Genomic DNA, 14173 nt, shown 5'->3' with positions numbered 1-14173 from the left:
ATCTTATATTAATTTACAATTCCTAATGTTTCATTGAATATTCTGATATAATGGAAGAAATATGCTAATTAAATTTATTTATTGGAAAAGTAGGAGTACGATGACTATTAGACAGCAGTTTTCATTGTTTTTTGACCAGATGGCAGATATGGTCTTTTTGGTTGAGTGGAAAGATAACGAATTATGGTACACAAGTGTAAACCCATCTGCCCAACAGAAGCTTGGGATCGATATGGTGGGCAGAAGATTGGTAGATGTTCTTCCACATTCCGTTTTTACCTTACTGGACGAGAATTATACAAAGTGCATACAGTCAAAGCAGCCTGTAACCTACTCAGATTTGAATTTATTTGAAAGTCATCTTCCTGCTTCTGAAACAAGCCTCACTTTTATAGAGGAAGATGGAAAAACATTTGTGCTGGCGATCACCAAAGATGTAAGTGCCATGAAAAAGAAAGCGGAGGATTATATTTTTCTGGAATCGTTGGTAGCAAACACAGTGGATGCCATGCTTGTCATCGACGTGGAAGGCGCCGTTCTGAAAATTAATGGAGCATTTGTCCAACAATTTGGTTGGAGTGCTTCTGAACTAATCGGACAATCGTGGGAATCATTCCCCATTACACCAAGTGAATTGAAAACGCAAACATTGGATACGTTGGCCCTTATAAAGAAAAGGCAATCCGTTCCTCCACAAGAAACTGTCCGGCTTACAAAAGAAGGAAGGTCCATTCACACTTCTGTCAGCTATTCACCCATCCTGAATGAAGAAAATAAAGTCGTTGCCATTTCCATGATCTATCGCAACATCCAGCATTTAAAAGAACTTGAGGAAAAATTGGAAGAAAGCCATGACGCCTATAAATCACTATTTTCCTATCATAAGAACGCTGTATGTATGGTAAATGATGATGGAATTATTGAAAATATTAATGATGCCTGTGTGACCATTACAGGTTTTCCTAGCGAAGTCATCATTGGATTTAATATTGTAGAGTACGCCAAAAAGGTTGTTCCGGATTTAGACCTGAACAAGACGAAGCGTGGCGAGGTTACAAACTATGAGTTGTTATTCCCTGATTCTAAGGGACGCGAACTATTCTTGTCCGTCACTAATGTTCCTATTATTGTAAAAGGCGTTGTAAAGGGTACATATATCATTGCCCAAGACATTACGGAAAAACGTTTCATCGAAAAGGAAAGGGAAAAACTGCAGGAACAACTTACCTTTCAAGCCTATCATGATAGCCTGACAGAGCTCCCCAACAGAAGGCTACTAGAAGAAAAGATAGAAGAATCGTTGTTAAACGCTGAAAGAAGCCGAAGCATGCTTGCGTTGTTTTTCTTAGATTGTGATCATTTAAAAGAAGTAAACGACACTTACGGACATGAAATAGGGGATGAACTGCTCATTGCGTTCTCGAAAAGATTGGTGATGTCTATAAGAGAAGGTGATATCGTCGCACGATTAGGCGGTGATGAGTTTGTCATCTTGCTTCACGGCATAGAGGACATGACACAGGTAAACAAAGTGGCTGACCGGATTCTGACAACATTAGGGAACCCTTATACCATTCACGGTCACCAAATACATGCCACTTCCTCCATTGGCATCTCCACTTACCCAGCCAATGGAACAACCGTCAAACAACTATTCCGCAAAGCCGACCAAGCCCTCTACGCCGTCAAAAACGCCGGCCGCAACAACTACCGGATAAGCGTGATTTAGCGGGGTGTCGTGGTGAAGAAGTAAAGAGGGGTCTGACCCTCAGTCGATTAAAGCACTAACGCAATAAAGCTACCCGCTCCCCCGAGTGAAGCCTTCTCGGGGGTTCTTGTTTTTGTTGTATGTTATACTTTTTAAATATACTGATAATGAGGAGTGGTAGTTATGGCTAATCAGACGAGGATGATTGTACAGGAGTCTTTGGATGCGTTACTGGAGGATTCTGCTTTTTTGCCAGAGCTTGATGGAGATTCCAGGAAGCAGGCGTTTACCTCCCTGGGTGCGATCCTTTCTACACCAAACCATTTACATAAATCATTTCTGAGGATTGCGCTCGAAAATGGAAGCGTTGTCAGAATTCCCGCATTCCGGGTACAACACAACAATGCTCTTGGTCCTTATAAAGGTGGGATACGCTTTCATGAAACCGTCAACGAGGAAGAAGTCATTAATCTTGCATCCTTGATGACTTTGAAAAATGCCTTACATGACGTGCCATATGGTGGCGGTAAGGGCGGTATCGTACTAGATCCCCGTTCCTTTTCTGTGAAGGAACTCCATTTAATCTGCAAAAAATATGTTCAGTATTTTAGCGATATCTTAGGTCCAGACAAGGATATTCCCGCCCCGGACATGGGTTCAGGTGAACGAGAAATGGACTGGATGATGGCAGAGTACAAAAGCATTCGCCCAGGCCAGCCGTATAAAGGTAGTTTTACTGGTAAAAGTGTGATAAACGGCGGATCCCTCGGCCGCCGAGAGGCAACAGGGAAAGGCGTTTACTTTTCCTTCCGTTACTTGTTACATGATTTCCTAAAAGAACAGCGTAAATTCCTGACCAACAACGAAAACGTTTTTGCTAAGACGGCTTTGGATTATGACGGAAGCCCGCTGACTATTGCGGTTCAGGGATTTGGAAATGTTGGATCTGTTGCAGCACTAGAAGCTTATCAATGCCAGCATCTGCAAAATAAAGTGGTAGCAGTAAGCGACCGTAATGTCACTTTATATAATTCGGACGGGCTTGATATCCCGTCATTGGTAAAGTTCGTTGCACTCAACAGTGGAGATCTGCCAACTACTGAGAATCAATTAGAGGATGCTCAAATCAAAGCCACCATTCGCGACCGCGGGGACATCTTATATTTTGATGTGGACACGTTAATTTTAGCTGCACTCGAAGATCAAATACATGATGCAAATAAAGAAAAGATTAAAGCGCGGATTATTGTCGAAGGCGCCAATGCTCCAGTAACAAGCGAAGCGGACCAATACTTAAGTGACAAAGGGGTCATTATCATCCCGGATATCCTGGCAAATGCAGGTGGGGTCATCGTGTCCTATTTTGAGTGGATGCAAGGGCGTGAAACCCAATTCTATACCGAAGAACAGGTATACAAACTCCTGCTCGAAAAAATGAAAAACACCATGGACACCATACTGCCAGCCTTCTTCGGCGACCCCCACCCACTAAGACAAAACTGCTACATCCACTCCGTCATGAAACTCTCCACCGTCCTTTACAGGCAAGGGAAGCTTTATTGAGGTGTAGTGGTAAAGAGGTAAAGAGGGGTCTGACCCGCTGTGCGTTAAAGCATTAAAGAACCCCTCAAAAAAACCTGAAAAGAAGTTTGGTCCTCCCTTCTTCTTTTCAGGTTTTGGTTTATGAGATTAGTCGTTTTAGTTCGCTCGTATGTTTTTTGGGGCTTTGTTTCTTCTGCCTAACCAGCGACTTATGAGCGAATATAGGGCTATTCCCACTAAAGCACCCATGCTATCTAACAACACATCACTCACCTGGCCGCTTCTGCCGGGAACGAAAAGTTGATGAACCTCGTCAGAAATGGCGTAAAGGACAGAAATAATAAATGCCACGCCCATGCTCAACCAGCCACGCCCCCCGCTTCTTCTGACTGCATTCAATGTGAGAACCGCAAGCAGCATATAAGCAAAAAAGTGCGCGTTCTTCCTGACGAAGAAACTAATCTCATCTATGTGAAATTCTGCATCGGGTGCAACTTGTTCCACTACCTCATTTACTAACTCTGTAATTCCCCCGCTCAAATCAGCTGACTGTTCTGCGTGCTGAGCAGATAGAAAGAAAATCAATGCCATCCAACCGACAACTAGTGCCCAAGATATTACCGCAATCATTTTTTTCTGTAATTGCAACTGCATTCTTCTACTTCTCCCTCAAAACTGTTAATATTTTACTAGATATTTAGCAAGTATAGCACATCCCCTACCCTTACTCCACCAATGAATGAAACAGAAAAAAGCGGAAAATGCAGAGAGTCCTCTCCACATTTTCCACTTCTATTTTCTATACTATGCAGGTACTTGGCTACCTGATAATTTATCTCTAGATTTAGGTGTCTTTCTAATTTGACCCACGATAAATTTACCAAAAGGAGTCAAATTAAAGATACGAGCAATAAGCACTGGAACAAAAATCCCTGCAGCAAACAAGATGATAATATACAATCCCATATTCATTTTTGGCAACAAGGAATGAATGAAGTCAAAACCTAGGTAGTGCAACAGGTATATAGGAAATGAATATTTACTAATAAACATAACGATCTTCGGTACCTTCTTTACAAAGGAAAAAAGATAATAAAACATGAAAAATAGAGCAACTGTGTAAAACATGATGTCAAATCTAACAGATGTTAGCTGGTCTATTTTGCCTGTCGTATAGTTGTCTAGTAGATACACGAGACTGGCTATGGAAGCGATAATCGAAACAGGAAATGCCCATTTTCTATGATCCTTCACTTGTTTTAAATATCTTCCTACATAATACGCAACCGTAAAGTAAAAAATCCAACCTAGAAATGGAACACGTACTAACGAATACCACTCATGCATAATCGGTGGCATCATATCAAAATTGAAGTTGGCGGTATGCAAATACCTTGCATTAATGATAAATGCAACAGTGAGCATAATCCAAGCAGGTACATTTTTGAATACTTTCACAAATAGTGCATGAATAACAACAAATTGCAAAATGATAAGGATAAAATAACCATGCCAATACGCATACTGAATGTTGGTCAATGTTGCATCCAATACCGTCTTTGCGCTTGCATTTGTGGTAGCAATTTCATAGAGCGCGTAGATGAAAGGTATGGTTAAATACGGGAAAAATAAATACAAGAATCTTTTTTGAAAAAACTTTTTGGGTAGTCGGTCCCAGTAAGCATGACCAAGAATGACTTCAAATATCAAAATAAACATAGGGGTAGCAAACAATAAGGAAATTTGTACAATCTTCATTATATCTATCGTAGACTCTGGTAAGTCATAATTTACATAAGTTCTAGAAACAGCATGAATGAATACAACACTCAAGCAAGCAAGGGCACGAATCCAATATAATTCGTTAATATGCTTCTTCATACGTCCCCTCCTCTTAATAACAATTCACTATAGATTAACACGAAATTTGTCGAAATCTACAAGAAACCAATGTTTGTAATATGAAAGTAATAGTACAGACTTTTCATTTTTGCTGAAAAATTTTAAGTGACTTTATCATTTGGATGAAAAAAATGAAACATATCTAAAGATGTGTTAATATTGGATAAAATCTGTTTCTTAATGGGGGATCATCGGATGGCAATTTTAGTTACTGGTGGGGCTGGATATATCGGAACTCACACTTGTGTAGAATTATTAGATGCAGGGCACGAAATTGTAGTAATAGATAACTTCATGAACAGCAATATGGAGTCTTTACGAAGAGTAAAAGAAATTACAGGGAAAGAGTTTTCATTTTATGAAATAAATCTTTTAGATAAAGATAGATTAGCACGTGTGTTTCAAGAACATAACATAGACGCAGTCATTCACTTTGCTGGTTTAAAGGCAGTTGGTGAATCAGTAGAGAAGCCTTTATTTTATTACCATAACAACATTACTGGCACTCTTTTACTACTGGAAGTGATGCAGCAGTATGGTGTGAAAAATATCGTGTTCAGTTCATCTGCTACTGTGTATGGATTGCCAGAAAGTGTTCCAATCTCAGAGAGCTTTCCATTAAGTGCTACCAATCCATATGGTCAGACAAAATTGATGATTGAACAAATTTTACGAGATTTGTATGTCTCTGATCAGGAGTGGAGCATCTCGCTACTACGTTACTTCAATCCTATTGGTGCTCATGAGAGTGGACGTATCGGCGAAGATCCAAATGGTATTCCAAACAACTTGATGCCATTTATCACTCAAGTTGCGGTAGGAAAACTACCTCAGTTGCAAGTTTTCGGTGATGACTACAACACAGTAGACGGTACAGGCGTGCGTGACTATATCCATGTAGTGGACCTTGCAAAAGGGCATTTGAAAGCATTAGAAAATATCTTGGAAACAAAAGGTGTAGAAGCATATAATCTTGGTACAGGAACCGGTTATAGTGTACTACAGATGGTACAAGCTTTTGAACAAGCATCTGGTAAAGAAGTTCCTTATCAAGTAGTGGCGAGGCGTGCCGGTGATATTGGGGAATGTTTTGCAGATCCTACTAAAGCAAAAGAAGATTTAGGCTGGGTAGCAGAAAAAGATTTAGAGCAAATGTGCTCTGATTCGTGGAGATGGCAAAAGAATAATCCAAATGGTTATGAAGCGAAAAGCTAATATATTTTACAGAGGCGTTGCAGCACTTTCCGACTGCAATGCCTTTTATTTTACAAAAGCTCTTAAATAATACCAAATACAAACAAATTATTACAAATTGTAACAATTTTCAAAAAAGTACTAGGAAATTATACCCATATGACTATATAATATAACTTGTAGGGCTTATTACAAATTTTGGCTCTTGGGAGGGATATAGGGAGTTATGGGTAAACAACTGAATGTGATTCAACAGTACCAAATTAGCCTTACGACAATGGCTTTGTTGTCGAATAGGCATCCTCAGTATCAGACAAAGATAAAGGATATTGAAGGAGAGTTTTTGACGGATGAAACAGCTAGGGAAATCCTGCACAGGGGTTGTTTGAACGATTGCTGTACGTACGAGGGGCGAAGGGTGGCCACCATTTACTTTACCAATTACATTCAAAAAACGCCTATACTTATTGATGAAGCGGAGGGAATTATCGCCATTCCAACACATTCGCCAGATCAGGATGCATGCTGTTGGTTGTTCCTTCAACATCTAAAACATGTAGAAGCTGTTTCTCCGACAAAATGCATCATCGTATTTAACAACCTAGAAGAATTGGAATTAGATGTATCTGCCTCAACCATTTATGAACAAGTAAAGAAAGCTTCTGTCATCCTAACCCGATTTTGTTCAAGTAAACAGTTTAACTTTTCATTAAACCCTAAAGTTAAGCGCTCACGAAAGAATAGGTAATTATACGTTGTACATCATGAATTAGTAAGACATTGCTGCAACCTATCAGGGAGTATGGTTACAACAATCTGTTACTAATAAACTTGAACCCGGGCTCTCGGTTATAGAGAGCTCGGTGGTTAATACTCAAGTTCCTCATTTTTTAACGCCCTGAACGGGTAAAACAGAACTTTTTTCCAAATTACCCCCACGCTCCAAAACCCCAGATCCCAACAACACCCCTGCCACAATCAGTAAAAGACCTATTGAATGATAGACTGTCACTCTTTCACCTAGCATAAATACGGAGCCAATGAGTGCAAAAAATGGAGTGAAATTAAGAAAAATAGATGCTTCTGCAGGGCCAACCTTTCCGATTATAAAATTATAAGACATATGGCCAAGCGCAGTAGCAATGATTGCGGATGTAAAGAAAGCAAACCATATCTCCCCGGATAAGTTGGCAAACTCCTTTATCGCTCCCGGTTCTGTTATCAGCCCAATAATTAAAAGAATACCAGCCCCCATGACCAACATGTATCCTGTCAATAGCCGGGGATCGAGGGTCTTTGCAAGTTTACTAATAAGGATGAAGCTGAAGGCTTGGGTCAATATGGACACGAAAACATAAATATCTCCTATGTTGACTTCTGAAATCCCATTGCTTCCTACGAGAATGGTGATGGTCACTCCTGCCCCACCGAGGATGAAGCCAGTCCATCTTTGTATATTTGTTTTCTTATTAAGTAAAACAGTGGCTATCAGAGCCGTTAGGATTGGCCCCGCCCCTAAAATAATTCCCGCATTTGTGCCTGAGGTCCCCTTTAGGCCAAGGGATAGAAAGTAGTGATGGCAGACGACATTAAGCAAAGTAGCCAGAATGATATATTTAGTTTCCCTTTTTGTTGGCAGCCTGAAAAGTTTAAATATGGATAGAATCAGAAAAACTGTAAGTCCTGCTGTCATGACGCGAAAAGCTGTCATGGTGACCGGACTCAAATTTTCCACAAGTATTTTCACTAATGGAACATTCATGCCCCAGAAGATCATGATGAGGAGGAGTGCTAAGTAATATTTGGTGTTTTGCATGATGGGGACTGGCTCCTTTTTTATTTTTACATATCGTACCATAGTTTGGATTCAAGCATGAAGACATTTTTAAGTTCGGATTTTACTTGAGAGTGTCTTTATCCGTGCTATGAAGACACTTTTGAACTTATTTTCCCTGTGAGAGTGTCTTCATCCATATTATGAAGACACTTTTGAACTTATTTTCCCAGCAAATGTGTCTTCATCCACTTTCCCCTCCCAATATCAACCAAAAAAAGAGTGTGAACCAAGCGTTTACACGCCAGTCCACACTCTTTCCAAACCAAACTACTTATTAAATTTCAATCTTCTTCCCAGATACAACACGCCACCAAACACTACCATCACCGTTCCAAGCATGATGTAATTGAATGAAGATGTTGCTGTTTTAGGAAGCTTATTGCCTTTGCCAGGGTTTTCTCCACCTTTTCCAGGAGGGGTTTTCCCATTCCCATTTCCTTTACCAGGGTTTTCTCCACCCTTACCAGGCGGGGTACCTGGGTTGTTTCCATTTCCATTGCCATTGCCATTGCCGTTTCCAGGGTCCGTTCCTTCCTGCTCCCCGACTCTCACCACAACCGTCGTTAACGGCTCAAGTGTTATATCTTCTGCAGTCAATTCAAAACCGCTCTGCTCAGATACCTCAGCCACGCCAGCCTCATCAGCATCAACCACTACCACACCATCCGTCAAATCCTGCCCTAACGTCAGTGTTCTACTAGTAGTATCCGCATTAATGAATGTGTAATATTCGACACCCGCAGTGGACACGCTCTTGAACGCAACAACTAGATCTTGCTCCTTAATTTCAGGTGCATCAACCATTGTTACATTGGAATCTACCAAAGCACGTTCTCCTAGACGGAATGCATCCGAAGAGCGACGCAATTCGATTAAGCCTGTCGTGTATTCACGAGTCACATTATTTACTGGATATTTCTCAGCATCTGTTGCTTTTTCCCAATCGATTCGGTTGATGATATCCGAAGAATCATAGGAATCGTGGATAAAATAAGGATATACAAAAGGGTTACCTTCAGCATCAGTCATATAAGTGGACTTGTATGGTGCCTCTGTTGCATCTGCTCTCCATTGCTTCGTGCGACCAAATTCCTGGCCTGCATGCAAGAATGCGGTCCCTTGAGACGTTAATACCATCGCATTTCCTATACGGATACGTTTATGAATCTCTAAACTATTTTCCGGATCTTCCGGGTCTTTTTTGATAGATTGTGCAATTACGTCATGCAACGTTAAGTTGTCATGTGCGGCAATGTATTGAACCACATCACCTGGGTCATCCGCTTCGAAGTTATACGGCTGTCCTTTGATGTTATCAAAAATTTGCTGCACGTTACGCGCGCCGCCTGTAATGAATCGAGGCTGCCCTTCGCTTCCGAAGCCAGATTTCAATTCGTTACGGAATTCGTCCGAGAAGCTTCCGACAGCTTCTGTATCTTTCATCCATTGCTGGTCAGCCGCTTGAACCGGCTCGCCTTCATCACCGGCAAATGTTACCCAACCTTCCCCGATCATGACGATATTCGGGTTCAATTTTTTCGCTTCATCAAAAGCAAGTTGGATACTTTCTGCATCATGATCTCCCATCATATCAAAGCGGAATCCGTCCACTTTGTACTCGTCCACCCAATGCTTGATGGAATCTACCAGTACACGACGGGACATTTCATGAGTCGTACCAAGACGTCCGCCACCAAAGCTAGTTCTAGGCGTTCCGTCTGCATCCATGAAGTGGTAGTAGTTCGGTACAAGGTCCTCAAAAATGTGAACCTGTGCTGTATGGTTAAACACCACGTCCAGTACCACACCCATGTCGCGCTTATGAATCTCTTTGATTAGATTCTTGAATTCTTTGATTCTCAGTTCCGGATCCTCTGGGTTCTCCGAATACATACCGGATAGGGAGAAATAACCGTGCGGGTCATAGCCCCAGTTGTAATTCGTATCAGTGGAAGCATAATCAAGCATACGTTCACCGGATTCTAATTCATTACTAAAATAGTAACTCATTACAGGTAGCAGCTGAATATGAGTCACACCAAGGTCTTGAATATAATCCAATTTCTCTACAAAAGAAGCAAATGTACCGAACTGTGCTTTCAGGTCTTCCCCAATGTTCGGGTCAGACGTGAAGTCGCGTACATGTACCTCGTAAATGATTGTGTCTTCTCTCTTTTCAAAACCAGGAATGTCGGCATATTCAAGCTCAGGTCCGATAGAACTTACGTCCACAATTGCCGCTTTTCCTACTTTTTCGCCTGCTTCATTGTTCCAGGCTGCCATCGATTTTGCATAAGGATCCAAGGCAAGGTTCGTTACATCACCATGCGTAATTTCATAATGGTAATAGTATCCTTTTAAACTATCAAGGCCGGTATTATCCTCAGATAGCTTAACAGACCAAACACCGCGATCTCCTTTGACCATTTCAATTGTATCAACAACTTTATTTTGGTCTTTCTTGTCATAAAGCACCACAGACACATTGTCCGCTTTTGGCGACCACACTTTTAGCGTAGCCGTTCCGTCTTCATGCAATTCGGCTCCTAGCTTGCCATCATAAGCATACATTTCGTCAATGAGTTTCCATCCTGATTTTGCAGAAACCGTCACATCACCATAAGTAACATCAAATGGAAGCTTCTCTAAGTCAAACTCACCGTGAACATGGACTGTTTTTTCGCCTTCAATTGTTATATCTGTGAAGGTCACATCGTTTCCATCTACATCAACGATTTTCAACTGTTCTTTCAGTTCTGCTACATCTAAGCCTTCTGTTTTTGTAAAAGTAAGAGTGATCAGCTTATCGGACAAAACCTCTCCGGACACAAGCGCCAATGGCACGGTTCCATAAGGGTTTGTGTAGACCTTATCTTCTCCCTCTTTTACAAAAAGTTGATTGTATTGTTGTAACATTTCAAACGTCATATCTCCCGTTTGTGCTCCTGATTGTTTGTTCACAAAAAGGAAGCCGATTTTGTTTGCATCTTCTTTTAGCTTGATGTCATAGTAGGCACCATATTTTCCGATACCTGCTGCATCCGCAGCTCCATTCGGCCAGCCGTCAGACGGGGATTCTACATCTTCCCAATTCCATAATCCCCAACCATCATAGTCGGCGTTTGTTCTTTCATAATGAATACGGACCGTATTTTCTGGCAGGTCAGCAGGTTCATATAAAAATACTTCATCAGAGCCTTGTTTGATCCATACTTCATTTAAGTCTGGACTAAAGAGCTCAACGCCCTTATCTCCGCCATCCTTATCACCATTGGTAGTATTAAGGACAAGGAAACCGACATTTTGAGCTCCTTCTGCAAGCTCTACATCTACATACGCACCATATTCTGTGACATTTTCAGCTTCAAACGGTGTACCGCCTGATGGCCAGTTTTCAGATGGTGCCGCGACGTCTCCCCATAGCCATAAGCCAAGGTTTTCGTAGCTGTTGTCTGTGCGTTGATAGTGAATGCGAAGCGTATTTTCGGCGATTTCACCTGGTTCTGTTGGTTCTTCTTCCACAGGTGGTGCTCCGCCAACCACTTCAAGCAGGACAGTTCCGCCGTCTTCCATCGCTGGAATCGTGAAACTTACTTGTCCTTCTTCATTTGCTTGATACTCTTGACCGGAATAGTGGTCGGTTACCACTGCTTCGGAAGAACCGAAGTTCAAGGTTACTTCTTTATCAGCAGTTGTAGTATTTAATCCTACATAAACGGAATTTTCTCCGTACGTGCGGGAGAATACAAGGTATCCATCACTGTCAGATCCCGCTACCTTCTCGCGGTTTCCTTTGGCAAACGTGTTTGGATTTTCGTTACGGAAGTCGAGTACCTTTTGATAGTGCTCTAGTACATCATTACCTTCTACGTCATCCCAAGGCATGTTCTGGCGGTTGGTATAATACGGATAATCGTTCTTACCAGGCAAGCCCAGCTCTTCTCCGTAATAAATAACTGGCTGACCTTTTGCTGTCAATTGAAGCGATGCAGCCACTTGATACTTCCCTAGATCTCCTCCAACCATCTCATAGAAGCGGTCCTCGTCATGGCTTCCTAAAAATTGACCTAGTGTTGCCGTATTGTTCAATTTGCTGTTACGCGCCTCAAGCTTTTCCTGAACCGCATCTAGTTGCCCGTTTGCAAAGTCACGAGCATAGTTTTTAAAATCAAAATCGAGTAAAGAGTCCATCATTCCGCTGTTCAGGTAGCCTTGGTCATCATTGACATTTGCTCCCCATGCTTCCCCAATCAGCTTGTGCTCAGGCATTTCTTTCGTTAAAGCATTTTTGAACGCCATCCAAGTCGTGTCTTCCACATGTTTAACTGTGTCGACACGGAAATAATCAATGGTGTTGCCTTTTGCCGTCCTGGACTTTTCGATCCAGTCTGTCTGCCACTGAACCACCTGTTCACGGACATCCGCGTTTTCCGTTAGAAAATCCGGAAGGCCAGCAAGCTCACCGCGAATGGTGTCCGAGCCTCCATCACGAAGCATTCCGTCAAAACGTGCACGATCCTCATCTGTCGGGAAATTCGCCACACTGCTGCTGTCGCCTGGTTTCAATCCATAACCAGTGTGGTTCAATACCACGTCGACCATGATTTTAATGCCGCGTTCATGGGCCTCATCAATTAAGGCATGGAAGTCCGCCATGGAACCGAAATGCGGGTTTAATTCCCCGAAATTATCCGCCCAATAGCCGTGGTAGGCATAATATGGGGTATCCGTACCTTCGTTGTGTCGAACATCATATTTGATATTATCAACAACCGGACTGATCCAGATTGTATTAATTCCAAGCTCGTCCAAGTAATCAAGTTTTTGTGTAATACCTTTGAAGTCCCCGCCCTGATATGTACCAGACTTGCTTGTGTCATAACCAATTCCATGCGGATCATTGTTGGATGAATCTCCATCAAAGAATCGATCTGTTAGCATAAAATAAACTACAGACTGATCCCAATCGAAATCTGCCTCTTCACCAGTGAAGGTACGTGCCTGAACCTCTAAGGTTGCAGTCCCCTCATGGCGATTACCAAATTCATCAATCGCTGTGATAGGCAAGGTTTTGATACCTGCTGTAATATTTTGCTTAACTGCGACTGTCACTTCATTCAGTGCAGGATCAATTGTTACTTTCTCGTTGCCACCAATTTCTGATAGATTGATAGACATCTCACGAATTTTTGTGTCATTTTCAGATTCGATGTCCACTGTCACGACAGCGTTTTGGTTGTAATCGACCTTAGCCGGGGTAACCGAACCTGTCACGTTTAAATCTGAGGCCAAGTACTCCACAACGGATTTGCCATCCACTGTGTTATATGGGTCTGAAATTTCTTTTGTTTCTCCATTTACTGTTACCAAATAAGTATATTCATGCTCGCCTGTAGGAAGGTCGTTTACTGTATAAGTAAAACGCTCATTTTCCGGCTCTGCATTCATTTCATATTTTTCGCCTAGTATGGAAAGCTCGACTTTTTCGACCTTGTCCATGTCACCAGTTGCGTATAAGTCTTTATCACGGAAAAAGAAATCTGCGCTTCCGTCCGCGACAACAGGTGCACTGCCATCAGGGATTTGCGCAATTTGTTCCTGCTGACTTGTTACGTGTACTTTGGTGATGTCATCAATTTTATTGACCTTTATAGATCTATCTCCATCAAAGTCCTTTTCTTCCCAATCACCTTTACGGACAATGAAACCCACACTATCCGCATTTTCACTTACTGCAATGTTAGCAAAGGCAATGCCGTCCTTTACTTCTGTAAAGTCTATCTGGTCGTCCTTCACACCAGTTCCCCAGACCCACAGATTCCAGCCCTCATAATTTCCATCTGGCCGCTCGTAACTAAGTTCTATCCGCTTATCTCCCGTTTCAGCCACTGCTCTTGTTGGTAGATAGCCTGCAAACATGGAAACAACTAGAAGAACAGATAGTAGTACAGCCATTCCCCTTTGAAACCTTCTCTTCATATCCCTGCCCC

At 41.9% G+C, this 14173-nt stretch carries 8 protein-coding genes; 4 read left to right on the top strand and 4 right to left on the bottom strand.

What is annotated here, in order from left to right; translation table 11 throughout:
• Positions 1-100 precede the first annotated feature (100 nt).
• Both FZC76_RS06120 and FZC76_RS06115 read left to right on the top strand, forming a co-directional pair.
• Positions 101-1729, top strand: coding sequence for a diguanylate cyclase domain-containing protein (locus tag FZC76_RS06120; protein WP_187441964.1), 1629 nt, complete (start codon positions 101-103; stop codon positions 1727-1729).
• A gap of 162 nt (positions 1730-1891) precedes the next feature.
• Positions 1892-3271 carry a Glu/Leu/Phe/Val family dehydrogenase gene (locus FZC76_RS06115; protein WP_148987363.1) on the top strand — a complete coding sequence of 460 codons (1380 nt, stop codon included), beginning with the start codon at positions 1892-1894 and terminating at the stop codon, positions 3269-3271.
• Between the two features lie 135 nt (positions 3272-3406).
• On the opposite strand, the gene FZC76_RS06110 is transcribed toward FZC76_RS06115, so the two are convergent.
• Positions 3407-3904 (bottom strand): VanZ family protein, encoded by a 498-nt coding sequence (locus FZC76_RS06110; protein WP_148987362.1) that lies wholly within the window; start codon positions 3902-3904, stop codon positions 3407-3409.
• A gap of 150 nt (positions 3905-4054) precedes the next feature.
• Positions 4055-5131 carry an acyltransferase family protein gene (locus tag FZC76_RS06105; RefSeq protein WP_148987361.1) on the bottom strand — a complete coding sequence of 359 codons (1077 nt, stop codon included), beginning with the start codon at positions 5129-5131 and terminating at the stop codon, positions 4055-4057.
• A gap of 216 nt (positions 5132-5347) precedes the next feature.
• Between FZC76_RS06105 and galE the strand changes: the two genes are divergently transcribed.
• Positions 5348-6367, top strand: a complete 1020-nt coding sequence (galE, locus tag FZC76_RS06100; RefSeq protein ID WP_148987360.1) for a UDP-glucose 4-epimerase GalE — start codon at positions 5348-5350, stop codon at positions 6365-6367.
• A 205-nt stretch (positions 6368-6572) separates the two neighbouring features.
• Positions 6573-7094, top strand: coding sequence for a competence protein ComK (locus tag FZC76_RS06095; protein ID WP_148987359.1), 522 nt, complete (start codon positions 6573-6575; stop codon positions 7092-7094).
• 135 nt (positions 7095-7229) lie between these two features.
• On the opposite strand, the gene FZC76_RS06090 is transcribed toward FZC76_RS06095, so the two are convergent.
• Positions 7230-8162, bottom strand: a complete 933-nt coding sequence (locus FZC76_RS06090; protein WP_148987358.1) for a DMT family transporter — start codon at positions 8160-8162, stop codon at positions 7230-7232.
• Between the two features lie 288 nt (positions 8163-8450).
• On the bottom strand, positions 8451-14162 hold the full coding sequence (locus tag FZC76_RS06085) for a pullulanase (RefSeq protein WP_148987357.1): 5712 nt from the start codon (positions 14160-14162) through the stop codon (positions 8451-8453).
• Between the last annotated feature and the right edge of the window lie 11 nt (positions 14163-14173).

Source organism: Sutcliffiella horikoshii (assembly GCF_008180725.1).
Lineage (GTDB): Bacteria > Bacillota > Bacilli > Bacillales > Bacillaceae_I > Sutcliffiella_A > Sutcliffiella_A horikoshii_B.
This window is presented reverse-complemented; position numbering and strand designations above follow the sequence as displayed.

Bases quoted from the DNA above. Each gene is read 5' to 3' on its own strand.
- FZC76_RS06115 (WP_148987363.1), top strand. From the start codon at position 1,892: ATGGCTAATCAGACGAGGATGATTGTACAGGAGTCTTTGGATGCGTTA.
- FZC76_RS06095 (WP_148987359.1), top strand. From the start codon at position 6,573: ATGGGTAAACAACTGAATGTGATTCAACAGTACCAAATTAGCCTTACG.
- FZC76_RS06090 (WP_148987358.1), bottom strand. From the start codon at position 8,162: ATGCAAAACACCAAATATTACTTAGCACTCCTCCTCATCATGATCTTC.
- FZC76_RS06085 (WP_148987357.1), bottom strand. From the start codon at position 14,162: ATGAAGAGAAGGTTTCAAAGGGGAATGGCTGTACTACTATCTGTTCTT.
- galE (WP_148987360.1), top strand. From the start codon at position 5,348: ATGGCAATTTTAGTTACTGGTGGGGCTGGATATATCGGAACTCACACT.
- FZC76_RS06120 (WP_187441964.1), top strand. From the start codon at position 101: ATGACTATTAGACAGCAGTTTTCATTGTTTTTTGACCAGATGGCAGAT.
- FZC76_RS06105 (WP_148987361.1), bottom strand. From the start codon at position 5,131: ATGAAGAAGCATATTAACGAATTATATTGGATTCGTGCCCTTGCTTGC.
- FZC76_RS06110 (WP_148987362.1), bottom strand. From the start codon at position 3,904: ATGCAGTTGCAATTACAGAAAAAAATGATTGCGGTAATATCTTGGGCA.